Source organism: Ruminococcus sp. J1101004sp1_RTP21198st1_B9_RTP21198_201120, assembly GCF_040924245.1.
Taxonomy (GTDB): Bacteria; Bacillota; Clostridia; order Lachnospirales; family Lachnospiraceae; genus Blautia_A; species Blautia_A faecis.
The window spans coordinates 50,509-75,275 of record NZ_JBCOMI010000012.1 but is presented as its reverse complement, the minus strand read 5'-3'; the positions used below and the strand labels follow the sequence as shown (position 1 = coordinate 75,275).

23 protein-coding genes and 1 pseudogene are annotated in these 24,767 nt (G+C 42.5%); 6 read left to right on the top strand and 18 right to left on the bottom strand.

Translation table 11 applies throughout. The annotated features are described in order from the left end of the window. Positions 1-70: 70 nt before the first annotated feature. Complete coding sequence (locus tag AB5618_RS10065; protein ID WP_118316228.1) at positions 71-841, bottom strand: AAA family ATPase; 771 nt, start codon at positions 839-841, stop codon at positions 71-73. Between the two features lie 168 nt (positions 842-1,009). Here AB5618_RS10065 and AB5618_RS10060 point away from each other — a divergent pair, with 168 nt between their 5' ends. Next, positions 1,010-1,657, top strand: coding sequence for a TetR/AcrR family transcriptional regulator (locus tag AB5618_RS10060; RefSeq protein WP_015542174.1), 648 nt, complete (start codon positions 1,010-1,012; stop codon positions 1,655-1,657). Here AB5618_RS10060 and AB5618_RS10055 read toward each other — a convergent pair. Both AB5618_RS10055 and AB5618_RS10050 read right to left on the bottom strand, forming a co-directional pair. Beyond that, positions 1,579-2,205: a DUF3786 domain-containing protein gene (locus tag AB5618_RS10055; RefSeq protein WP_148462503.1), complete on the bottom strand. Its 627-nt coding sequence runs from the start codon at positions 2,203-2,205 to the stop codon at positions 1,579-1,581. The two genes, AB5618_RS10060 and AB5618_RS10055, sit on opposite strands and share 79 nt — an antisense overlap. A gap of 40 nt (positions 2,206-2,245) precedes the next feature. Beyond that, entirely contained in the window at positions 2,246-2,578 is a 333-nt protein-coding gene (locus AB5618_RS10050; protein ID WP_015542172.1) for a hypothetical protein, read from the bottom strand. Between the two features lie 228 nt (positions 2,579-2,806). Here AB5618_RS10050 and AB5618_RS10045 point away from each other — a divergent pair, with 228 nt between their 5' ends. Beyond that, a complete protein-coding gene (locus AB5618_RS10045; RefSeq protein ID WP_148462504.1) occupies positions 2,807-3,256 on the top strand; it encodes an Rrf2 family transcriptional regulator in 450 nt (149 codons plus the stop codon). Between the two features lie 545 nt (positions 3,257-3,801). Here the strand turns inward: AB5618_RS10045 and AB5618_RS10040 are convergent. The 4 genes from AB5618_RS10040 to gap all read right to left on the bottom strand — a co-directional run bounded on the left by AB5618_RS10040 (position 3,802) and on the right by gap (position 8,640). After that, positions 3,802-5,136, bottom strand: a complete 1,335-nt coding sequence (locus AB5618_RS10040) for a tyrosine-type recombinase/integrase (RefSeq protein ID WP_148462505.1) — start codon at positions 5,134-5,136, stop codon at positions 3,802-3,804. Between the two features lie 206 nt (positions 5,137-5,342). After that, positions 5,343-6,095: a triose-phosphate isomerase gene (tpiA, locus tag AB5618_RS10035; RefSeq protein ID WP_118580952.1), complete on the bottom strand. Its 753-nt coding sequence runs from the start codon at positions 6,093-6,095 to the stop codon at positions 5,343-5,345. A gap of 188 nt (positions 6,096-6,283) precedes the next feature. After that, positions 6,284-7,477, bottom strand: a complete 1,194-nt coding sequence (pgk, locus tag AB5618_RS10030; RefSeq protein ID WP_148462506.1) for a phosphoglycerate kinase — start codon at positions 7,475-7,477, stop codon at positions 6,284-6,286. Between the two features lie 143 nt (positions 7,478-7,620). Further along, positions 7,621-8,640: a type I glyceraldehyde-3-phosphate dehydrogenase gene (gene gap / locus AB5618_RS10025; protein WP_117851616.1), complete on the bottom strand. Its 1,020-nt coding sequence runs from the start codon at positions 8,638-8,640 to the stop codon at positions 7,621-7,623. Between the two features lie 369 nt (positions 8,641-9,009). On the opposite strand from gap, the gene AB5618_RS10020 reads away from it, so the two are divergent. Beyond that, complete coding sequence (locus AB5618_RS10020) at positions 9,010-9,843, top strand: histidinol-phosphatase HisJ family protein (RefSeq protein ID WP_173770288.1); 834 nt, start codon at positions 9,010-9,012, stop codon at positions 9,841-9,843. A 178-nt stretch (positions 9,844-10,021) separates the two neighbouring features. Here AB5618_RS10020 and AB5618_RS10015 read toward each other — a convergent pair whose 3' ends face one another. The 3 genes from AB5618_RS10015 to nifS form a co-directional block, all read right to left on the bottom strand. Next, a complete protein-coding gene (locus AB5618_RS10015) occupies positions 10,022-12,643 on the bottom strand; it encodes a cation-translocating P-type ATPase (protein WP_226837143.1) in 2,622 nt (873 codons plus the stop codon). Between the two features lie 297 nt (positions 12,644-12,940). Next, positions 12,941-13,387, bottom strand: a complete 447-nt coding sequence (gene nifU, locus AB5618_RS10010) for a Fe-S cluster assembly scaffold protein NifU (protein WP_118580961.1) — start codon at positions 13,385-13,387, stop codon at positions 12,941-12,943. Positions 13,388-13,572: 185 nt separating this feature from the next. Further along, entirely contained in the window at positions 13,573-14,754 is a 1,182-nt protein-coding gene (gene nifS, locus AB5618_RS10005) for a cysteine desulfurase NifS (RefSeq protein ID WP_148462508.1), read from the bottom strand. A 203-nt stretch (positions 14,755-14,957) separates the two neighbouring features. Between nifS and AB5618_RS10000 the strand changes: the two genes are divergently transcribed. Continuing rightward, positions 14,958-16,394, top strand: a complete 1,437-nt coding sequence (locus AB5618_RS10000; protein ID WP_226837141.1) for an MATE family efflux transporter — start codon at positions 14,958-14,960, stop codon at positions 16,392-16,394. Positions 16,395-16,490: 96 nt separating this feature from the next. Beyond that, a complete protein-coding gene (locus tag AB5618_RS09995) occupies positions 16,491-17,522 on the top strand; it encodes a 3-deoxy-7-phosphoheptulonate synthase (protein ID WP_118580970.1) in 1,032 nt (343 codons plus the stop codon). A 396-nt stretch (positions 17,523-17,918) separates the two neighbouring features. Here the strand turns inward: AB5618_RS09995 and xerD are convergent, their stop codons facing one another. Beyond that, complete coding sequence (xerD, locus tag AB5618_RS09990; protein WP_173718393.1) at positions 17,919-18,800, bottom strand: site-specific tyrosine recombinase XerD; 882 nt, start codon at positions 18,798-18,800, stop codon at positions 17,919-17,921. Positions 18,801-18,824: 24 nt separating this feature from the next. Then, positions 18,825-18,938 (bottom strand): annotated as a pseudogene (locus tag AB5618_RS09985) (DUF6783 domain-containing protein); the annotation flags it as partial. Between AB5618_RS09985 and AB5618_RS09980 the strand changes: the two are divergent. Then, positions 18,897-19,055, top strand: coding sequence for a DUF6783 domain-containing protein (locus AB5618_RS09980; protein ID WP_368072541.1), 159 nt, complete (start codon positions 18,897-18,899; stop codon positions 19,053-19,055). The pseudogene AB5618_RS09985 and the gene AB5618_RS09980 sit on opposite strands and share 42 nt — an antisense overlap. A gap of 126 nt (positions 19,056-19,181) precedes the next feature. On the opposite strand, the gene AB5618_RS09975 is transcribed toward AB5618_RS09980, so the two are convergent. From AB5618_RS09975 to AB5618_RS09950, 6 genes are all read right to left on the bottom strand, one after another. Further along, positions 19,182-19,784 carry a stage II sporulation protein M gene (locus AB5618_RS09975; RefSeq protein ID WP_173718392.1) on the bottom strand — a complete coding sequence of 201 codons (603 nt, stop codon included), beginning with the start codon at positions 19,782-19,784 and terminating at the stop codon, positions 19,182-19,184. 215 nt (positions 19,785-19,999) lie between these two features. Then, a complete protein-coding gene (gene rny / locus AB5618_RS09970) occupies positions 20,000-21,556 on the bottom strand; it encodes a ribonuclease Y (RefSeq protein ID WP_118580984.1) in 1,557 nt (518 codons plus the stop codon). A gap of 190 nt (positions 21,557-21,746) precedes the next feature. Beyond that, complete coding sequence (locus tag AB5618_RS09965) at positions 21,747-22,235, bottom strand: regulatory protein RecX (protein WP_173718391.1); 489 nt, start codon at positions 22,233-22,235, stop codon at positions 21,747-21,749. Positions 22,236-22,238: 3 nt separating this feature from the next. After that, positions 22,239-23,315, bottom strand: a complete 1,077-nt coding sequence (recA, locus tag AB5618_RS09960) for a recombinase RecA (RefSeq protein WP_118580990.1) — start codon at positions 23,313-23,315, stop codon at positions 22,239-22,241. 655 nt (positions 23,316-23,970) lie between these two features. Next, a complete protein-coding gene (locus AB5618_RS09955; RefSeq protein WP_118580993.1) occupies positions 23,971-24,219 on the bottom strand; it encodes a spore coat protein in 249 nt (82 codons plus the stop codon). Positions 24,220-24,231: 12 nt separating this feature from the next. Beyond that, positions 24,232-24,417 carry a hypothetical protein gene (locus AB5618_RS09950; protein WP_148462515.1) on the bottom strand — a complete coding sequence of 62 codons (186 nt, stop codon included), beginning with the start codon at positions 24,415-24,417 and terminating at the stop codon, positions 24,232-24,234. Positions 24,418-24,767: the final 350 nt, after the last annotated feature.

The following is a 24,767-nucleotide window of genomic DNA, read 5'->3' as shown; positions in this document are numbered from 1 at the left end:
TTTGCAATTGGTTATACCAAATCAAATAATATTTCTGTTTACTCAATCTTCAAACTTTCAATCCTCCAACTCACAATCCTAACTTCTTTACAATTTCTCCCAGTGCACTTCTTACAGGAGAATCTTTCGGAAGCCGTATGATCGGCTTTCCATCACAGTCATACTGATATACCTGGTCATCATGTGGTACAACGCCTAACAGTTCCAGTCCCTGATTTCGGATTTCTTCCAGAGTTCCGGCATCCAGTTTTCCATCTGGAACACGATTCACGATTAGTCCAGTTTTCTGTGGTTTAAAGTTTAACTCCTTCATCAGCTTCGCAATACGTCCGGCTGCCTGAACACCTCTTCTGGAACAATCGCTTACAAGAATGGCAACTTCCATCATTGGCAGGATTCCTCTGCTGATATGTTCCATACCTGCTTCGTTATCAACCACAATATATGGATAATGGCTTTGCAGTTTCTGAACCTGGGTCTGTACAAGACCATTTACAAAGCAATAGCAGCCCTGTCCCTGGGTTCGCCCCATTACCATCAGATCATAATCATCTTCTTCCGCAATCGCATCAGAAAGACGCATTTCCAGATATGCCTGTTTCGTCATACCAGATGGAATCTGATATCGTGGATCTACGCCTGCCCGCTCAATTTCCTCTCTCAGCTCCCCAAGTGTGACCTCCGGCTCAACACCGAGCACTTCGTTCAAATTTGCATTTGCATCTGCATCCACCGCCAGGACCGGACGTTTTCCGCTTTCACATAAATACTGGATCAACAATCCACAAAGAGTTGTTTTTCCTACGCCACCTTTTCCTGATACTGCAATTACATGTCCCATGTTTTTCCTCCTAAAATTCTGAACAATCTGTTGACTTTTTCTTTAAACCTCATTATAGTTGTTACTATATAAATTACAATAATCAGTCTGTGAGATTTGTATGGTTACTCAACACATCAGAAAAATTGTTGAGAAATTATATGATACTAACTAATACAGGAGTATATAATGTCAGAAAAAACGAGAAAACAAGATCGCCGTACCCGCTATACCAGGCAAACCATAAAAGATACGTTCTTAGAATTGTTAAAGCAGAAAAGTTTTACGAAAATTACAGTTACAGAGATCTGCAAAAATGCTGAAATCAACCGTGGCACTTTTTATCTTCATTACTACGATATCCATGATGTATTATCAGATATTTTTAATGATATGACTCAGGATATGTTAACAACGGTAGATCATTTATTCTGTCTAAATCAAAAAAGCTGTTCCTATCCGTTCTGTCAGAAAATACAGATGGAATCACAATACAGGGCACTGTTTCTGGATGATGCAATTGCCCCTATTCTTCTGGAAAAAATAGCAGAAAATACAAAAGAAGGCTATGTGACCTGGCTTATGTCACACAGCCTCCTGACCTTTGAACAGGCAGAATCGGTTTTTTATTTTCAAATGAATGGCTGCCTTTCCATCAACAGACTGATGCTCCGCAATCACTGTAATGACTGGAAACAGATTCAGACAGTAATCGACAAATTTATCAAAGCCGGGCTGGAAAGTTTTCTGATTCATGATCAGAGAGAAGAAAAGGCTTCCGATAATTTTTGCAGCAAAATTTCTCCAACTGTTACCGCATCTTCTACACTTAGATAATGATCGGCATGATCCTGAAGAAATATTTTGCCAGATACAGGAAATTCTTCATCTGCAAACCATATTTTTAAAGTTACCGGATATCTTGGCAGAACTGGAAAAACAGCACACAAATCCGCCTTTGTCTCTGTAAATTCTGCACCCAGGTTTTTACATGCTTTCTGAATTTTCTCAGGATCTTTATCCTGCAAAAGCTTTTCCAGTTTCTGCTCTGCGGTCCGGTCAAACTTGGTTCCTCGAATCAATCCATCTTTCAGGTTACCAAAAGTAATGAGCTTCTGTGAACCTTCTGTTCCATCGGCCATATCCAGATAATGCAGCAATGTCAGATAATGCCATTCGTCCATGTTTGAGTTAATACGAAACTCAGGGAGTTGAATTTCAATCGTTTCATAAAAACTCAGTACTTCAAGCACATTTCGGCTGCTATGAAAAACAGCCCCACTTTTTGCAGCAATCTCCTCTCCAGAACGATTTTGTAACCGTTTTACTGCTGCCAGCAGCATTTCCTGAAATGCACGATTTTCTGTTTGATTTTTGTATTCCATAACTTCCCCTTTGCGAACATTTTATCGCATCATATAATAATCAATGTTTATGCAAGAATTTGGGTGGTTTCATAAATCTGGCTTTGTCCGGATTCTCTTTCATCCATTCCCGGGCAAAATCCATTACCTCAGTCATAGTTTCATAATCTTTTCCACAAAAACAGCAACTTGGGCATGTTGGACATGGCCATCCCTTATTTTTGAATCTGCATGCGTCTAAATGTCGGTATGCTCTTAATAAATTTGCTTCATATTCTTCTTTAGACTGTGAAGCTTCCCTGTTTTCACGATAATAAAGGTGATACATTTTTTTAGTCATATGTTTTTTGATTCTGGTATATAAATTTCCTTTTAATTTGTCCACAATCAGCATATTATACAATCCTCCGTAAGTTTTATTACTATGTTGACTTTTCCTTTAAATTTCATTATAGTTGTAATTATATTATTTACAATCATCAAAATAAAAAATATGTACAATTTCTCAACACATTAAAAAGAGCTGTTGAGAACTTGGGATGTTTTTGACAAACCAGAAATATTTTCGCCTCAAAAACGTGAAACCAAAATCATTATATCATACTACAAGGAGTTTCTTATCATGAAATACTCAACGAAATTAAGCGATACTGTCCATGTAATGGTTCTGATTGCTATCAACCAGGAAAACTCACTCTCCAGTGCCTCAATTGCAGAAAGTATCCATACAAATCCCGGCTTTGTACGCCAGCTCATGTTAAAACTAAAAAAGGCCGAACTTATGACCAGTGTAGCCGGACATGCCCGTCCTTCTCTTTCAAAACCAGCAGACCAGATTACGTTGCTGGATATTTATAAAGCAGTGGAGGGCGAGAAACCGCTACTTCATTTAGATACTCATACCAACCCTGATTGTGGCGTTGGCATTAATATTCAGTTGTCCTTGCAGGGATTCTATAATGAAATTCAAAAAAACACTGAAGAAAAGATGAATACAATTACTTTACAGGATATCATAAATACTTATTATCAGCGAACATCCATGCAAAATGATTTACAAAATATTATATAGCAGGAGAAACGAGAATGGACTTCCAGATATGGATTATCTTCTAAATGATGAAGAATCTGATAACGATTTGGCGAGTAAAATTTTTATATTTTCTAATCCAGGGATTTTCTTGTTATCATGCCCGCCTCCGTGCGGGCATTTTTAAATTCAGCAGCGCACCACAGGCGGTCTTTCCTGTACAGAAAAAAAGAAGCGTTCCTACAGGCGCTTCTTCTTACCATATTAGGACTTCGATCAAAAGTTAGTAGGCCACAAAGTGGGCCATTTTTCAAAAAATTACATGAATTTATATAGAGTTTTATCCAAGTCGGAAATCCGCTAAATGCTCTAGCTATCAGCGTCTAAAGGCATTTAACAACTTATATGGACATTTATGAAATCGGCCTCGTAATAACGATACCTAATTTCATTGCTTCTGCCTATCCTACACCAATTTATGAAAATAAAAAGATCCAGAATTGTGAAATTCCAACCCGACTCACAATCCTGGATTTTTAAATATGTATTGCCTAATTTCCATGTAACTTCCATAAGGCACCTTATCCTCATTCGAATTTTTCTTTTAATTTGAGATACATTTTATACAATTCTTCTTCCTTGCTCTGAACATCGGAATCTTTTTTGTATTCCTCAAGAACGGCCTGGGATGGTGTCATAACACTACTAAGTGCTTCCTCTGTAGCATGTGTGTACACATTCTCTACACTGATTGCCTTATGCCCCATTTTTAATGCAGTATTCACTACATTTGCATTTTTTGCAGTATTCGCCATGGTATCTGCAGTGTGTCTGAGTGAATGAAGACACAGCCCTTTCATCTGACCGCCTTTAGTGAGATGCACATCTCTGTCAATATTAAGCTTGTCACATAATTCCTTAAAGCACACTTCCATAGAAGCATTTGAACGTCTCTTACCATTAGCAAATGTTGGATAGAGCAAGTCATCCGGATTGTCTTTACATTTAAGTCGGGTCTGCTCCATCATATACAATACACATTCCTTGCATAGATCCGACATCATTATGAACCTGGCTTCTCCATTTTTGGGAACTTTTGTGTAATATTCTATCCCTTTTTCCTTATCATTATCCTTAAAACGAACAGATCGTGCCTCTACAATATGAATCTTGTTATTCTCTAGATCCACATTGTCATTTCTCAAAGCGGCAAATTCTCCGATTCTAAGCCCTGTTTCCAATAGAAATAATACAACAACCGGATACTGTCCCATATTATTTTTGTAGGCATAATAAAATTTCTGAATGTCTTCTGGCGTGAATACTTCTTTACGATTTTTGATATCATCTTCTCTTTTCTTGTCGTATTCATCAGAGATTTCCTTTTTTACTCTCACCTGGGCAGCATAATTCTCTTTAAGCAAGCTCCGATCAACCAGCCATTTACAACAGCGTTTACATAGCTGCATCGGCAGAGAGCAGGTTTTCTTACTCTTTAATTCTAATATCGTGTCAAAATACCGTTCAAATTCCACAGCATTCAGCATATGAAGCTGGTACTTGGATATTGGAAAATCAAAGAAATTCCGGTTCATGTTATTAATATATGTATGATAGCCGCTTCCAGTTATATTGGGCTTTACCTCTGTCTCAATATATTCAGACATATATTCGCCAAAGGTCTTGGCTTTATTAATCTTTGTATCTCTGCCTCTCTCAATTTCCTTCTCCCAGGCGACAAGATCCAGCTTTGCTTTTTCACGGGCTGCCTTTTCTGTTTCTCCCACTCGTTTAATTCTTTTGGGTTTCCCGGTCTTTGGATTAATGTATTTGCTTTGTACTACACATTCATATTTTCCGCTTGGCAGTTTTCTTACATTGCCTTCACCATTTTCTTTTCTACCCTCATAGTTCTTCGCCATTTACTTCCTCCCCTGTAGCAATTATCACTTTTTTGAATGACAGTGATTTTTCTTTCCAAAAGTGATACCAAAAGGTGATAGTAGGTAAATTATAAAACGCCCCTACCCACAATTCAATTGGTAATATTTACCAATCAACCTTGTGTTTAGGGGCGTTTAATTACTTCTTGCTTGGACACATTAGCTAAAAAATAGCTATTATTTTATTATTTGTTATAGTTTACGATATCGCCGAACTCTGGTTTCAGAGATGCACCGCCTACAAGACCGCCGTCGATGTCTGCCTGAGCAAATAATTCCGGAGCTGTCTTAGCGTTTACAGATCCGCCGTACTGGATGCGGATTGCTGCTGCAGTGGCCTCATCATAGATCTCAGCGATGCAAGCACGGATTCCTGCGCATACTTCCTGAGCCTGCTCAGTTGTAGCTGTTTTGCCAGTTCCGATAGCCCAGATTGGCTCGTAAGCGATAACGGCTGTTTTAGCCTGATCAGCTGTAACATTCTGGAAACCAACTTTAACCTGCTGACGGATGAAGTCCATAGTTACGCCCTGCTCTCTCTGATCAAGAGTCTCTCCACAGCACATAATTGGAGTGATTCCGTGCTCAAATGCTTTAAGCATTTTTTTGTTTACAGTTTCGCTTGTCTCAGCGAAGTACTCTCTTCTCTCAGAGTGTCCGAGAACTACGTATTTAACACCAGCGTCTGTAAGCATGTTCGGGGAAATCTCGCCTGTGAAAGCACCTTTCTCCTCGAAATACATGTTCTCAGCACCTACCTGGATATTGGAGCCTTTTGCAGCCTCAACTACAGGAAGAATATCGATAGCCGGTACGCAGAATACTACGTCAACGTCATCGTTTGCTACTAATGGTTTTAAAGTTTCTACTAATTTAACTGCCTCACTTGGAGTCATGTTCATTTTCCAGTTTCCGGCAATAATTTTCTTTCTAGACATTTTATATATCTCCTTTTGTGTAATAAGGAAGTCCGATTCACTAAACGGACATGTCGCCGGCAGGCGACATCACCATATATGAAAATCAGCTGGTCTGCGCCGTTGGCTTGCTCTCATTAAGTTCCTTCGAACCAAATTCGCACATAATTCAAGCTGCGCTTACAGCTTGCTTTCATTAAGTGCTCTATTTATTTATCGTTAGCTGCTGCTACACCTGGTAACTCTTTTCCTTCCAGGAATTCAAGAGATGCACCGCCACCTGTGGAGATGTGTGTCATCTTGTCACCATAGCCGAGGATGTTAACAGCTGCTGCGGAATCACCACCACCGATGATAGTGGTAGCATCTGTATCAGCAAGAGCCTTAGCAACAGCCTCCGTACCACGAGCGAAGTTCGGCATTTCGAAGCAGCCCATCGGTCCGTTCCAAACAACTGTCTTGGCATCTTTTACAGCGTCAGCGAAAAGTTTCTCTGTCTCTGGTCCGATGTCCATTCCTTCCCAGCCATCCGGAATCTCGCCACGTTTTACAACCTGGATGTTGCAGTCGTTGGAGAAGTCATCTCCGATTCTGTTATCTACAGGAAGAAGAAGCTTAACGCCTTTATCTTCTGCTTTCTTCATCATGTCTAATGCATACTGAAGATAATCATCCTCGCAAAGGGATTTTCCGATATGTCCGCCCATAGCCTTGGAGAATGTGTAGGACATTCCACCACCGATGATCAGAGTATCTACCTTGTCAAGAAGGTTGTTGATAACAGAAATCTTGCTGGAAACCTTAGCGCCGCCAAGGATAGCTACGAATGGTCTGTCAGGATTGTTTACAGCGTTTCCGAGGAAATCGATTTCTTTCTGCATCAGATATCCAACAACAGCTGTATCTACATATTTGGTAACACCAACATTAGAGCAGTGTGCTCTATGAGCGGTACCAAATGCATCGTTTACAAATACATCGCAAAGAGAAGCAAGTTCCTTGCTGAATTCATCACCGTTCTTAGTCTCTTCTGCACGATAACGAGTGTTCTCAAGAAGAATGATCTCGCCGTCTTTCATGTCAGCTACTGCTGCTTTTACAGTGTCATCTACAACAACCGGGCTTGGAACGAATTTCACTTCCTGTCCGAGAAGTTCTGTGAGACGTTTTGCAACAGGTGCAAGAGAAAGCTCCGGTTTCGGCTCTCCTTTCGGTTTTCCAAGGTGAGAGCAAAGGATAATCTTTCCACCATCTGCAACAAGCTTCTTGATTGTAGGAAGAGCTGCTACCAGACGGTTCTCATCTGTAATCTTACCGTCCTGCAGAGGTACATTGAAGTCACATCTTACGAGGACTCTTTTGCCTTTTACGTTGATGTCATCAACAGATTTCTTATTCAGCATCTTGTTATGCCTCCTTATAAAATTTAACTTTTTATACAGACAAAAGGGTCCGGTCCTATTCAGACCGGACCCTTCTCTGAGTCTTATTCATATGCTGTCAAGCCGTGGCTTGTCAGCATTCGAAAACCCTACTCTGCTTCTGATTAAGCGTTAAGCAGTTTGCCAAAGTGTTTGATTGTACGAACCATCTGGCTTGTGTAGGAGTTCTCATTATCATACCAGGAAACAACCTGAACCTCTGTTGTGCCATTCTCAAGTGGAAGAACCATTGTCTGAGTAGCATCGAACAGAGAACCAAATCTCATACCAACGATATCGCTGGAAACGATCTCATCTTCGTTGTATCCGAAGGACTCGTTAGAAGCTGCTTTCATAGCTGCGTTGATCTGCTCTTTAGTTACATTTCCTTCAACAACTGCTGTAAGGATTGTAGTAGAACCTGTTGGGGTTGGAACACGCTGTGCGGAACCGATCAGTTTGCCGTTCAGTTCTGGGATAACAAGACCGATTGCTTTAGCAGCACCTGTGCTGTTCGGAACGATGTTAACTGCAGCTGCACGGGATCTTCTCAGATCGCCTTTTCTCTGCGGTCCGTCAAGTGTCATCTGATCGCCTGTGTAAGCGTGGATTGTGCACATGATACCGGATTTGATTGCAGCAAGATCATTAAGTGCTTTAGCCATTGGAGCTAAGCAGTTTGTTGTACAGGAAGCTGCGGAAATGATGTGATCCTCTTTTGTAAGAGTCTCATGGTTTACATTGTAAACGATTGTCTTAAGGTCGTTTCCAGCCGGAGCGGAAATGATAACGTGTTTAGCACCTGCATCGATATGAGCCTGAGCTTTGTCTTTGGATGTATAGAATCCAGTACACTCAAGAACTACGTCTACACCGATCTCTCCCCATGGAAGCTCAGCAGCGTTAGCTTTTGCATAAATTTTGATTTCTTTTCCGTCAACTGTGATGGAATCCTCTCCAGCTACTACTGTATCTGCAAGAGCATATCTTCCCTGAGTTGAGTCATATTTTAATAAGTGAGCGAGCATTTTAGGAGATGTTAAGTCGTTGATAGCAACGATTTCAAATCCTTCTGCACCGAACATCTGACGGAATGCAAGACGACCAATACGTCCAAAACCATTAATTGCAACTTTTACTGCCATGATAAATTCCTCCTATGAATTAAATGGTAAAAATTATGTGAGTGCTTCAATCTTTGTGAAAGAAACATCAACCTATAGCGTATTGTACCTAATTCCGAACAAAAATTCAAGCCTATTTTCAAAAAAATAACAAGCAAATTGCCACAAATATCCTCTGATATGATATACTGCTCTCAAATGAGACAATTAAGTCCCTTTTATGACACAGTGGCAGCATTTATGCACATTTTTTCCTTTCTTTTTCGTGTAGGAAGAATTTTTTTCACATGTTCCTTCGCTGTACACTTATCCATAAAATATATCTTTATATTTACAGAAAATATATTTTTAAAATACTTTGCTTGGTTTATAATTCATAAGGAGGTTATTATGAAAATACTTTCCAACTCTCCCGGAGTTTTGTGGGACTGCCACATGCATTCTGAATTTTCCGCAGATTCCGGCACTCCCACTGAGGATATGATCCGCCAGGCCATTGCACTGGGGTTTAAGGGAATCTGCTTTACAGAGCATCTGGATCCAGACTATCCACCAACTCCGGATGACCTGGAATTTGCCCTGGATATTCCCGCCTATTACACCAAACTCAACGAACTGAAAGAGACCTACAAGAATCAGATTCACATCCATTTCGGTATTGAGATCGGTTTGCAGCTTCATCTTAAACAATATTTTCACAATCTTTTAAAAGAATATCCTTTCGATTTCGTGATTGGTTCTTCTCACGTAGTCCACGGTGCCGACCCCTACTACCCGGAATTTTTCCAGGGCAGGAACGAGGAACAGGCCTACCTTGAATATTTCGAATCCATTCTGGAGAATCTGGATGCATTTCATGAAATGGACACTTATGGACATCTGGATTATATTGTCCGCTACGGTCCAAACAAGAACCAGTTTTATTCTTATAAAAAATATCGGAACATTCTGGATGCGATTCTGAAAAAACTGGCAGACACAAATGTAGGACTGGAGGTCAACACCGGCGGTTATCACTACAGGCTTGGAGAGCCAAACCCATGTACGGATATCATCCGACGTTATAAAGAACTAGGGGGTGAAATCATCACCATTGGTGCTGACGCGCATACACCGGATAAAATCGGCTATGCCTTTGACAAAGCATCAAAGGTACTGAAAGAATGCGGATTTGAATATTATACAGTATTTGAAAACCGGAAACCAACCTTTGTAAAGCTATAAGGAAACCCTATTTTGCCATGCACTGCAGAAGCGATCAGCTTCTCACATCAGCCCGGCTTTTAGAACGTGTTAAAAAAATGCCTCATCGCCAGAATAAGCGATGAAGCATTTTTTGCGTTTCTTTTCAAATTCAGCTTGAGGTATTATTTTTGATTGCCACTCAAGACCAGGTCAGTCATTATTTCTGCACTTTCTCCAAAAACAGAGAAATAATTCCTTTCTTTTCCTTCTCATGTGCCTTGTTATACAAAGATCTGCACCATTCTGTGATAACTTCGATTACGACCGGAGAGAAGGTCATCAGGATAAATACCAGGATGATCATTCCGAACTCCAGTGAGCCAAGTGCAAGCAGGTTCTGCACACATACGGCTGCAAAGAAGAAAATAAACTGCATACCGTAAATAATGATTTTCCTGTACCTGCTAAGCGGCGCGTATACCGTCTTCAAAGCTGCCATGTAATTCCATCCTGTTACCAGGAAACAGGCTGTACTCAGCATTACATTGCTATGGTAAACGTTCTGGCAGACCAGCATAATGGTAAATACACATCCCGTGATGGTGACTGCTGCTGGGAATGCATTCATAAATACATAACGCAGAAAACCACTCTCAATCTTGTTGAAGTTGTTTTCCTGGGCGAGCAGGAAGGTTGGGATACCCACTGCACAGGCACTGATCAGGGACATCTGAATTGGCTCAAACGGATAGCTATCGCCCCAGAAAATAGTAATCAGACACAGCAGCGCAGAGAAAATAGTTTTGATCAGGAACATGGAAGCTGCGGTGCGGATGTTGTTCACCACACGGCGTCCCTGGTTCACAATCTCCGGCATAGCAGCGAAATTAGAATCCATAAGGACTACATTTGCAATGTTCTTGGCAGCGTCACTTCCCTCTGCCATAACTACGCTGCAGTCTGCCTCTTTCAGTGCCAGAACATCGTTCACACCGTCACCGGTCATGGCAACTGTATGCTTCTGTTTCTGAAGGGCAAGCACCATCTCTTTCTTCTGCTGCGGGGTTACACGGCCGAATACGGAACACTCTGCAACGGCACGCTCCATATCCTCCGGTGTAGTGATAGTGGTGGCATCAATATATTTATCTGCATTCTCCAGGCCTGCTTTTTTTGCAATGGCAGAAACAGTCACAGGATCATCACCGGAGATCACTTTCAGATCTACGCCCTGGTCTTTGAAAAATGCCAAGGTTTCAGGGGCATTATCCCTGATAATGTCAGTGAGCATAAATAACGCAACCGGCTTTAACCCTTCCGGAAGCTCATTCTCCCGATTCAGGTTTGGGCTATGCGCCAACACCAGAACACGTAAGCCTTCTTTTCCATAAGCAGCACACTGCTTGATCAAGTCTTCATTTCCATCCGGAAAAAGGAACTGAGCAGCACCCATCAGATAAGTTCCTTCTGTTTTAAAGGCTACACCGCTGTATTTGCGGTCTGAGGAAAACGGAATGCAATGATCTACCGGCATGTCCGTTCTTCTGGAGAAGCGTTTGTGGAGTGCATCTGCGGTGGCATTCTTATCCTTTAAAACGGACATCATGTTTGCCATGACACGCTCGATCTCGCCCATGGTCAGTTCTGGCTGGGCGCCGCTGATGGCCAAATCAGTATTGACATTGCCCTGTGAATCTTGTGCTGACAGCTGTTCAGTAGTTCCCATAACAGCTCCTATCTGCAATTGTGCCGCAACCACGGATACTTCAGACTGCGCCTCTGCAGCTGCCATTTCTGGAACTTTCTGAGCTTGATTCGCTGTTCCATTTATTGTACTTTCGCTTATATTCTCATTTTCTGCTTCCGGAGTCCTGATCTCCATACCCTCCACATAGGGCTGTACCTGCTCCACACACATGGTACCGGCTGTGATGGTTCCGGTTTTATCCAGACAGAGGGTATCCACTCTCGCCAGAGTCTCAATACAATACAATTCCTGCACCAAAGTATTCTTACGGGTCAGCGTCAGCGCACCAAGAGTCAGCGCCACACTGGTAAGGAGCACCAGTCCCTCAGGGATCATTCCAAGGACAGCAGCCACCATATTCACTACTGCATCCCGGATTCCGTTTCCCGCAATGTAATATTGCTTATAAAACAACAGCATTCCCATAGGAACTATGATCACACTTATAGTCTTCAGAATCGCATTCAGGGAATTACGAAGTTCTGAGTTATGACGTTTAAATTCCTTAGCCTCGCTGGTAATCTGAGATGCGTAATTATCCTTGCCAACGTGGATAACCTGACAGCAGGCCTCTCCGGATGTGACAAAGCTTCCTGAAAAAAGCTCGTCTCCTTCATTTTTCTGAAGGTTATCCGATTCACCGGTCAGTAGGGATTCATTGACCTCAATACTGCCCTCAAGCACCTTGGCATCTGCAGGCACCTGATCTCCTGTTTTCAGAAAAAGGATATCGTCCAGAACCAGCTTCTCCGTGGAGATAGACCATTTTTTGCCTTCACGCAAGACCACTGCCTTGCTCTCCGTAAGGATAGCCAGCTTATCCAGCGTCTTTTTCGCACGCACTTCCTGGATGATTCCGATCACCGTATTGATCACAATAATCCCCATGAACATGGAGTTCTTATAGGAGCCAACCAGCAATACCATAATCATCAGAGCCAGGTTCAGAAAGTTGAAAAATGTAAGCACATTCTCCCTTATGATCTGCTTATAGCTTCTTGTGTTAGGGTTCTCATTGGCATTGATTTTCCCCTCTTCAATTCTTTGTTGTACCTGTTCGTTTGTCAGTCCTGTCATCGTTACTTCCTTCATTCTTATGTTTTCTTTAAGGATGTTTCGTTTTTACTCTTTTTCTTTCCTGGAGCATGTTAAAAAAATCAGATTACTGCTCACAGAAGTATACTTCGCGTAACTTTATTATAAGCAGCAACAAATTCAGGGCAGATGATAACATCCGCCCTGATGAATTCTCTTTACGGTCTGCCTCATCTTTACCACCTATTTATCTGTAACGAAATAAATCTGCTTAAGGATTCGGTTTCCTGTAAAAAATATTATTCTTTTGTATCGATGACGACACCTCATAATTACTGCAGTTCGCAGTAACTATTAATACTCTTCTTCCTCTGCCTCTTCACCCTCATGGATGTCAGACTTCGGTTTCTTCAGACCTTCGATCTCAATGTGATGCTTCTGTGCGTAATCCCACAGTGCAGCATGTACAGCCTCCTCTGCAAGAAGAGAACAGTGTACTTTCACTGGCGGAAGTCCATCAAGAGCCTCCATAACAGCCTTGTTGGTAAGCTTCATAGCTTCCTCGATGGTCTTACCTTTTACCATCTCAGTAGCCATACTGCTGGTTGCAACTGCAGCACCGCAGCCAAAGGTTTTGAATTTGCAGTCTCTGATAATATGTGTCTCATCATCGATATCCAGGAAAATTCTCATAATATCGCCGCATTTGGCATTTCCTACTGTACCGACACCGCTTGCATTCTCTATTTCTCCAACATTACGTGGATGCTGGAAATGATCCATTACTTTCTCACTATACATCTTTTTTTCCTCCTGGCAAGTGTTTTAATCAAATTTTTTATTTTTTTAACTATTCAGCAGGCACTATTCCGCGAGGTGTTTTTTGTGAACGTAGTTCACAGAAAGCCCGAGAATGTCGGCGCGAAATCATGCAAAGCATGATTTCTGTGCATCGCGAAGCGTGTAACTGTGAAGGTACTGAACAGTTACTGTTTTTTTATAAAATCTTCATATAATGGAGACATTGATCTCAGGTAAGCTACGATTTCTTTCAGCTTATCTACTACAAAATCAGCATCTTCCATGGTAGTCTCCTCGCTTAAGGTCATACGCAGGGAACCATGTGCAATCTCATGCGGGAGTCCGATTGCCAGAAGTACATGGGACGGATCCAGAGAGCCTGATGTACAGGCGGAACCGCTGGATGCACAGATGCCATAATTGTCAAGCATGAGCAGCATGGACTCTCCTTCGATGAACTGGAAGCTTACATTTACGTTATTTGGAAGACGTTTGGTACGGTCACCATTTAATTTCACATACGGAATCTCTTTCAGGATTCTTTCAATGAAATGATCTCTTACCTGAATCTCTTTGTCTGTACGTTCTTTCATAGTGCGGACTGCACGATCTGCAGCAACACCGTAACCTACGATTCCAGGAACATTCTCTGTACCTGCGCGGCGCTTTCTCTCCTGCGCTCCACCGTGTACAAAGGAACGGATCTTAACACCCTTACGGATGTAAAGGAAGCCGATTCCCTTCGGTCCATTCAGCTTGTGTCCACTGGAGCTGAGCATATCGATTCCTAATTCATCTACATTGATCGGCACCTGTCCAAAAGCCTGTACTGCATCTGTGTGGAAAAGGATGCCGTGCTCTTTGGCAATTGCACCGATCTCTTTGATTGGCTGAATAGATCCAATCTCGTTGTTTGCAAACATAACGGAGATTAGGATGGTCTCTGGTGTGATTGCTTTCTCAAGCTCGTCAAGCTTCACAATACCATTCTCATCTACATCAAGATATGTGATCTTCGCTCCGCGCTCTTTCTCAAGATATTCGCAGGTGTGAAGGATTGCATGATGCTCGATCTTGGTTGTGATGATGTGGTTTCCTTTGGATTTATATGCTTCAAAGGTGGCTTTCAGTGCCCAGTTATCAGACTCTGAACCGCCAGCTGTGAAATAGATTTCTTCTTTCTTGGCACCAAGTGCATCTGCGATCTGGCCTCTTGCCTTGCTGACGCCTTCTTTGCTCTTGGATGCGAAGTCGTAAATGCTGGATGGATTTCCATACATTTCGGTAAAATAAGGAAGCATTGCTTCTACTACTTCCGGAGCGGTCTTGGTAGTAGCCGCATTATCCAGATATATCATTTTTCCCATTTTTCTTCCTCCTGGTTTATTGGTATCAATTCGATATGAAAGACTCCCGGGAAAGGGTTATTTCATCTATCTCCTTAGGTACTTTTCTATTTCCTAGTATTTCTCTTGGATTTCTATCCCACTTTACCAGATAATAGCAGTTCTGTCAAGGCACATTTACAGCATAAACTAACTAAAAGGATGAAGAGGATAGGCGGATTCTTATGTCTGACAAACTTTTTATCAAAGGAACCCTGATTCTTACTCTTACCGGCCTTGTCAGCCGCCTGATGGGTTTCTTCTATAGAATATTCTTATCTCATACTATTGGTGCACAGGGAGTGGGAATTTACCAGCTTACGCTTCCGGTTCACGCAATCGTACTGGCAGCCTGCTGTATGGGCATTCAGGCTGCTATTTCCAGGCTGTGTGCCTCTTTCACTGCCCTTGGAAAAGAAAAAGAGTCCAGAGATGCGCTGCTTCTTGGAACATTTCTTTCGATGGCACTTTGCGGACTTTTATCTTTTCTGGTCTATTGGAATGCAGATTTTGTGGCTTCTGCTTTGTTAAAAGAGCCGCGTACTACGGTTCTGCTTCGTATTCTTGCCTTTAGTTTTCCTTTTGCAGCCTTGCATTCATGCGTAAACAGCTTTTATTATGCCAGAAAAACGACTGGAATTCCAGCTTTTATCCTGCTTCTTGAGCAGACTTCCCGGATTGGCAGCACTTACGTGATCTACCTGATTCTGATTTCCCAGAAAAAAGAGATTACCCCTGTAATAGCGGCCGGAGGTGCACTTTTCAGTGAGCTTACAGCCACTGCAGCATGTATGTTGGCGCTTGGGCTGGATTTTTCCAGGGAAAATTACAAACCAGCCGCCAGACTGCTTCGACGTATTTTACGAGTATTTTCTCGTATAAACAAAGGCACTCACAGAAATTCACCTTCTGCTGTAAAATATATTTCACATATACAACCAGCTTCTGCCAAAAACAATACTGCCACTTCCATAAATGCTCTTATAAAAGAGATCGCCCAGATTGCAGTTCCCCATTCTGTCAACCGGCTGCTGCTTACCTTACTCTCTGGCATCGAAATGGTTCTTATTCCCCAAAGACTGCTTCTGGCTGGAATAAATCGGACTGATTCCCTGTCTGTGTACGGAATTTTTACCGGAATGGCGCTGCCGCTGATTCTTTTCCCGGCAACACTGACAAATTCTGCCTCTGTTATGCTGATGCCTTCTGTGGCTAGTTTACAGGCCCTCGGTCATGAAAAAAAAATCCGTCATGTGATCCGCCGCACCTGTGAAAACTGCTTTTTCTTCGGAGCCTTCTGTACATTCTTTTTCTTTATTTTCGGAAAATCACTGGGAAATTTTCTTTTTCACAGTGAAACTGCGGGGATTTACATAAGGACGTTAGCTTTTATCTGCCCTTTTCTTTATACAAATACTGCACTGGAAAGTATTCTGAACGGCCTCGGGCGCCCGGATACCTGCCTTTTTCACAATATTGCAGGAGTGTGTATCCGAATTGGATTTGTTTTCTTTTCCATTCCTGTGCTTGGAATCCGTGGATATTTTTACGGAATGCTCCTTTCCCAACTAATTCTTACCTTGCTTCATTTCATTTATCTAAACAGACTGGAGCGTGTTTGAAAAATCATTCCTGCAATTTGCCTATCGACATTTTTTCCATCATAGTCTATAATATTGAATCGAAAACAAATTTTGCCGATAAAAGGAGAAAATACCATGGGATTTGAATTCATCAAAAAGCTTCCAACCCCCGACGAGATCCGCAACCAATATCCCATTGATGCAAAGATCAAGGCACTGAAAGAGAAACGTGATCAGGAAATCCGTGACGTATTCACCGGAAAATCCGATAAATTTCTTGCAATCATTGGTCCCTGTTCTGCAGATAATGAAGATGCTGTATGCGACTATCTGCTGAGACTTCGCAAAGTTCAGGACAAGATCGCGGATAAAGTTTTAATCATTCCTCGTGTTTATACAAATAAACCCCGTACTACCGGAGAGGGTTATAAAGGAATGGTACACCAGCCAGATCCGGAGAAAAAACCTAATATGCTTGCCGGTCTTGTTGCCATCCGTAAAATGCACATCCGCGCTATTGAGGAGAGCGGATTTACCTGTGCGGACGAGATGCTTTACCCAGAGAACTGGCGTTACCTTTCCGATCTTCTTTCCTATGTTGCTGTAGGAGCACGTTCTGTTGAGGATCAGCAGCACCGTCTCACTGTCAGCGGTATGGATGTTCCGGCGGGAATGAAGAATCCTACAAGTGGTGACTTCAGTGTTATGCTGAACTCTGTTGTTGCAGCTCAGGGAAGCCATACATTTATCTACAGGGGATGGGAAGTTGAAACTACTGGAAATGAGTTGACACATACCATTCTTCGTGGTGCTGTAAACAAACACGGAGAAGCTATTCCCAACTACCATTACGAAGATCTTCGTCTTCTTTTCGAGAAATATTCCGCTAAGAACCTGAAGAACATGGCTACCATCGTGGATACCAACCATTCCAACTCCAACAAGCAGTACGAGCAGCAGATCCGTATTGCCAAAGAAGTTCTTCACAGCCGTCAGGTTGATTCTGATGTTCGTGGACTGGTAAAGGGTCTTATGATCGAGAGCTACATTGAGCCAGGCAATCAGAAAATCGGACCAAATCATGTATATGGTAAATCCATTACAGATGCTTGTCTTGGATGGGAAGAATCTGAGAAGCTGCTTTATACAATCGCTGAGATGTGCTAGCACCTGTTTGAAAAATCATTTCCGCAATCTGCACGCCCCACTTTGCGGTATATTTTCAGAAATAATATTTATTTATCTCCTGTATTCTGATTTCGGAATGCGGGAGATTTTTTTAGGCACACTCTAATATCTTCCGATAGCATTTTCGGTCAGACAATTTTATAATACAAGAAAGAATCTTACTTTGCAAAATTTCCTATTGCATAAAAAAGAATCCTGCTTGCAGGATTCTCCGCCTGCGGCGGGTCGCCTCGAGCGACAACTACCTTTCCGCCACAGTGCGATCCTGCCCGGTAGGGCTTTTTATGTAATAGGAAATTCCAACGGAATTTCCTATTACATAAAAAACTGCCCACAGGTCTCACCCATGGACAGTTATCATCTTATCCGCTCTTCTCAATGTCTTGGATGTGCTTTCATATACACATCTCGCATCCGATTAATATTCATGCTTAAATATACCTGAGTCGTAGAAATATCGGAATGTCCCAGCATTTCCTGGACGCTTCGGATGTCTGCTCCATTCTGCAGCATATGTACTGCAAAAGAATGTCTCAATGTATGTGGCGTAATATCTCTGTGAATTCCAGCCTCCTGGGCATAGCCTTTCAGCATTTTCCAGAATCCCTGACGGCTCATGGCCTTACCGGAGCAATTTGTGAACAGCGCATGCTCTGAATCATCTTTCACAAATACCTTACGTCCCTCTTCAAGATAAAGATTCAACGCTTCCTTGCTTACATTTCCAATCGGAATGATACGCTCTTTATTCTCCTGGCAAACCACATAGCCAAGCTGAAGGTTTACATCTGTGGTCTCCAGATGGATCAGTTCGCTGACACGCATACCAGTAGCATATAAAAGCTCTAACATAGCCTTATCCCGAATTCCCTTAGGCGTAGTCAGATCTGGCTGCTTCAAAAGATCGTCAACTTCCTGAATACTGAGAATCTCCGGAAGCTTCTTCTCTACCTTTGGAGATTTCAGATTATCTGTGGGGTTCTCTTCCATCTTCCTAAGTGCAAACATGTGTTGAAAAAAAGCACGCATGGAAGCAACACTTCTTGAAATAGTGGATGACGCGAAGTTCTCTTTCTCCATATAATCCATGTATCCCATAAGATCAAATTCACGGACATCTTCCGCTTTCATAATCCCCTTCATTTCCAGGTATGCAGCCATCTTGTTCAGATCCCGCTGATAGGAAACCTCTGTATTCTGGGATGTTTTTTTCGTATTATGTAAGTATTCAATAAACTCGCGTATTTCCTGTTCCATATTGTTTACTTCCTGTCTCTTTTGTTATAAATTCATTTCATATAGTCCACGATCATACTGCTTTAGACCATGTTTGAAAAAGATTCTGGAGCGTGTTTGAAAAAGGCTTTCTGTAAGATGTGCGTCACAATTTGTGGGAGATTTCGCCCGGAATTCCTATTGTCCATTGCATTTGCTCTTTCACGCTTTATTGCAGGAACGGGCTACCTCCCCACAATAACTGATCTTAAAATGTATTTGTATTATACTTTGTAATTGACATAAAATCAAACCTTTTTTTCGGCCAAAAATCGTATAAAAACAAGCTTTTTTTGCCCATTTTACAAAATAACGTCGCTTTTATGGTAACCAATACTATATCTTGTATTTTTCATATTATTCTCATTCAAAAAATTTCGAAAAATCCAGAATTTTGTTTAAAATCCATGGATTTACACGCCATTCCAAAAGAATTCCCACACCGTATAAAGCTGTATATAAGAGCACTTTCAGGAGATAAGCGCTTACTTTCTGTGGAAAAATTCCATGATTGCGCCAGATTCCCATAGATTCCCTGTAGACCATCTGATACACCGAATCCCATAATGGCAGATAGATTAGATAATGCGGAAAAAGAAGTGCTACGGCAACTGCGCCTCCGGTAAGTCCGAACTGCAGAATAGACATGGAAAATACGATTCCCAGTCCAATCCCGGTAAAAAACATCGCCATAATTGCCATAGGGACTCCAAATACAGTAAAACCACAGATTAGAGAAAGGAAAAAAATCCCACCGCGCATCCAGAGAATCTGCAAAAGATAATCGATTCCTCCTGCTTCTGTTTTCCCATAGGTTTCCAAAAGGTACACTGCGGAAAATGCCTGCTGCTTCCAGGAAAAACGGTATATAAAGTTCGGGATCAGCATTCCTGCAAGAAATCCTGCAAGCAGCAAAGTCAGTCCTGGAAAAAAACTTTTCTTTTTGATACTGAGTAAATTTTCCATATATTCACCCTGTACCATTGTACGCAAGCGATGATTTGATTATGAATTACATAAAAAAATTCTTTTTGATTTTCCATGAATCAGCCCATGCAAGCATAGCTCGTTCATGGCTGCCGTCCGGGACTTTCATAATAAAAACCGCCTCCGCATCCTTCATATAGTATGAAAAATGCGGAAGCGGTTTCTTAATATTTCTTAATGTAAATTAACTCCGATTATTTGGCATAATCAACAGCTCTGCTCTCGCGGATCACATTGACTTTGATCTGACCCGGATACTCAAGCTCAGCCTCAATCTGCTTCGCTATGTCTCTTGCGAGAAGTACCATCTCAGAATCATTCACATGCTCAGGAACTACCATAACACGGATTTCTCTACCAGCCTGGATTGCAAAGGATTTCTCAACCCCCTTGAACTGATTGGTAATATCCTCAAGCTGCTTCAGTCTGTTGGTATAAGTCTCCAGTGTCTCTCTTCTGGCACCTGGACGCGCCGCGGAAATCGCATCTGCTGCCTGCACGATACAGGCAATAAGGCTCTCTGGCTCCACATCACCGTGGTGTGCTGCTACCGCATTGATCACAATAGGTGATTCCTTATATTTCTTACAAAGGTTTACACCAATCTCAATATGGGATCCCTCAACTTCATGGTCAATAGATTTACCGATATCATGAAGCAGACCGGCACGTTTCGCCATGCGCACGTCTACACCAATTTCACCGGCAAGCAGACCGGAAAGCTGTGCTACTTCAATAGAATGCTTCAGCGCATTCTGTCCATAACTTGAACGGAATTTCATACGTCCAAGAAGTTTCAGAAGCTCTGGATGAATACCATGAACTCCAACATCCATAGCTGCATTCTCGCCATCCTCGCGGATCTGAGTTTCAACTTCTTTCTGTGCCTTCTCAACCATTTCCTCGATTCTGGCCGGATGGATACGTCCATCTACGATCAGTTTCTCAAGTGCTACTCTTGCCACTTCACGTCTGATAGGATCAAATGATGAGAGAACTACTGCCTCAGGAGTATCATCAATGATAAGGTCTACACCTGTCAGGGTCTCCATAGTACGGATATTACGTCCCTCACGTCCGATAATACGTCCCTTCATCTCATCGCTTGGAAGCTGCACTACGGAAATAGTAGTCTCGGCAACATGGTCTACCGCACATTTCTGAATGGCATTTACCACATATTCCTTGGCTTTCTTTCCTGCCTCTTCCTTCGCCTGGCTCTCAAGTTCCTTGTAAAGTCTGGCAACATCAACTTTAACATCGTCTTCCACAGATCTGAGCAATTCTTCTTTTGCCTGTTCGGAGGTCAGACCGGAAACACGTTCCAGTTCCTGTACTCCTTTCAGCTCGAGTTCATCTACTCTCTTTTCTTTCTTCTGCAATTCAGCAAATCTCGCTGTGCACTCTGCCTCGCGCTTCTCAACTGCTTCAGCTTTCTTATCAACGGTTTCTTCCTTCGATAAGACACGCTTCTCATATTTCTGCAGTTCGTTTCTACGTTCCTTGGTTTCCTTCTCCAGTTCGTTCTTTGTACGGAGAGATTCTTCCTTTACTTCCAATAAAGTTTCACGTTTCTTTGTTTCGGCCGCTTTTAAGGCTTCATCAATGATGCCTCTGGCCTTTTCTTCAGCTGACCCAATCGTTTCTGCGTCTTTCTTAACTTTGTTATCCACAGAAACTTTACTAGTAATAGGAACTGCAATCAGTAGAGTGGCTACTACAGCGACAACTGCAACAATAATTGTTGTCACAGGAGCACCTCCTCAATATTTAGTTTTCATTGTGCAATCACAACAATACAAGTTTATCTTTTTTTTAGAATTATGTCAAGTTTTTCTACACAAAAACAAAATTTAAATTTCCAAAGAAACGTCTAGCGTTACTGTTCACTCCGCGACCAGTAACACGCTTCGCGATGCACAGAAAGAATCCAGCAATTTATCAATAGCTTCTCTCACAGGTAATATTCATGTCTTCCAGCACGTGGGAAATATCTCCATAGGAAAAACCTCTTCGAAGGAGAAATCCCTGGAGGCGGCGCATCCCCTTCTCGTCCAGGGCAGTACCAGGCTGACACTTTTTCTCTACTGTAGTTCGGAGAATGGCCAGTTCATCTGGCTCTTCAATCTCTGCAGCCTCTTCCCAGGCTGCAAGGGCAGTCTCGCGGTCAATTCCTTTCCCTGAAAGCCCCTGGAGAATCTTCTGACGGCTCTTGGTTCCCATGCGGAAGGAAATATAATTCATGGCATAGCGGTAATCGTTCAGATACCCATAGGAACGCACATAGTTCATGGCATCCTCTGTGGCTTCTGCTGAAAAGCCTGCCTGACGCAGCCGGTCAGACAGGCCTTTCTCTGTACGGTCCATATGCTCCAGAAGAAGCATTGCCTTTCTTCTGGCATTCTTTTGCTCTTCAGGTGTAACCGCCATATTTTATTCCTCTTCTGCTGCCGGAGCGTCAGATTCTGGTGTAGTTTCTTCTTGCTTCACATCCTGCTGCTCTTCTTCCTCACCTGGAAGAAGGTGATAATGGATACGAACCTTGCGTTCAATCTCATCGCAGATGTCCGGATGCTCTTTCAGGAACAGCTTGGCATTCTCACGTCCCTGGCCGATCTTATTTCCTTCGTATGCATACCATGCACCGCTCTTATTCACAATGGAATTCTCAGCAGCAAGATCAAGGATATCCCCTTCCTTGGAGATGCCGGTACCAAACATAATATCAAACTCAGCCTGCTTAAATGGCGGAGCAACCTTATTCTTAACAACCTTGATCCTGGTGTGGTTTCCAACCATCTCGCCGCCCTGTTTCAATGTCTCTACACGGCGTACATCAAGACGTATGGATGAATAGAACTTAAGGGCACGTCCACCAGTAGTTGTCTCCGGGTTACCAAACATAACACCAACCTTCTCACGGAGCTGGTTGATAAAGATCACAACGCAGTTAGACTTACTGATAATAGCGGTCAGCTTACGAAGTGCCTGTGACATCAGACGTGCCTGCAAACCTACATGACTGTCTCCCATGTCACCATCAATCTCTGCCTTGGGAACCAGAGCTGCAACGGAATCCACGATGATAATGTCAACTGCACCGGAACGAACCATGGTCTCTGTAATCTCCAGAGCCTGCTCACCATTATCCGGCTGGGAAATGTAAAGATTATCAATATCTACGCCGATGTTCTTCGCATATACAGGGTCAAGAGCATGCTCGGCATCGATAAAACCGGCAATTCCGCCTCTTTTCTGAACCTCGGCTACCATATGTAATGCAACAGTGGTCTTACCACTGGACTCTGGTCCGTAGATTTCTATAATACGTCCCTTCGGCACACCGCCTACCCCAAGTGCAATGTCAAGGCTCAGGGAACCGGTAGGAACAGTCTCCACCTGCATATTGGCACTGGACTCACCCAGTTTCATTACAGAGCCCTTGCCATATTGCTTCTCAATATGTCCAAGAGCCGCTTCCAGCGCTTTCTTCTTCTCTTCATTTATCATTATTCCGATCTCCTATTCTTAATAATCAGACAAGTCCGTAGTAATTTCTGTAATCATTAACCGGACTGTATAACCTGTTACCATTCACAAAAGGCACCTGGCAGAACCTTATCCGTGAACAGCAGCCAGGATCTGTTACTGTTCACTCCGTTCACAGTAACGCGCTTCGCGATGCACAGAAATCATGCAAAGCATGATTTCGCGCCGCAATTCTCGGGTTTTCTGTGAACTTTGTTCACAAAAACACCTCGCGGAACATTACCAGTGAACAGCAGCCAGGATCTTCTTGCTTGCGCAAATACGAACCTATGTTCGTTTCTCTGTAGTACATACTATCTTAAATCAGTTCACTTGTCAAGCCCCTACTCGCCATATAAAAATTTTATTTTTCATGTTAAGCCAAACGAACTGTAAAGTTATTTTCACCGGTGGAATCATCCCGGAATACGGGTGTGAAATTCTTGTATACCCGGAGACAGACAAAACTCCGGTAAATTTTGAAATGAATCGTATACGACTTTTATATTGTCGTTTTCCTGTCAGTAATTCTACTATATAGCAAAACATCCGGAATTACAAGAATTATTTCCTGCAACCCGGATGTTATTTACTATCTCATTACTGTTCACTCCGTGACCAGTAACACTAGCCCCTCTTATCCCTGGCTAAGCACGCTTCTGACATGATCCACTTCTTCCCTTGTTGCCTGAGCTGCCGGCACATAATAGCCTCTTGCACGGGCAATCTGGTAAATCTCCTCCTGGGACATCTCGCACTGATTTCTCATCTGTTTTAAGGTTTGTTTCAGCTGAGGATTCTCTGTCTGAGGGATCATCTCCCCATAACGGGTCAGTTCACCGTTAATTCCGGCAAGGGTATCTGCTACCATCACTTTTTCATTCATCTGCGGCACCTCCTACTGTAAATACTGCATAAGCTGATTTTTGCAGTCCACTGCCGACTGGGCAGACTTCTGGAAAAACTGTTTTACCTGGGCATCTGTAGCCTTACTTGCATACTCCTCCATTTTACAATGGGTGGTGTCAAATCCGCCAATCAGGTGACGTAAATTCTGTAGATCCAGTTCTGAAATTTGGTTCATATAACCTGCCTCCTGTTAAAATATGTTACTGTTCACTCCGTTCACAGCAACGCGCTTCGCGATGCACAGAAATCATGCATTTGCATGATTTCGCGCCGCACTTCTCGGGTTTTCTGTGAACTACGTTCACAAAAAACACCTCGCGGAATGTTACCAGTGAACAGTAACTAAAATATTTCTGTAGCGAAAACCAACAGTATGGAACCTTTGTTTTCGACAGCCTTCAAATGTCCATATATACAAAATACAGGAGAAAATTAATCTCTCCTGTATCCTGAGGCGGACACTTTACAGAAAGTAGTATGTCCGAATTTCATCTTATTATGTACCGTATATATTATGTACCATAT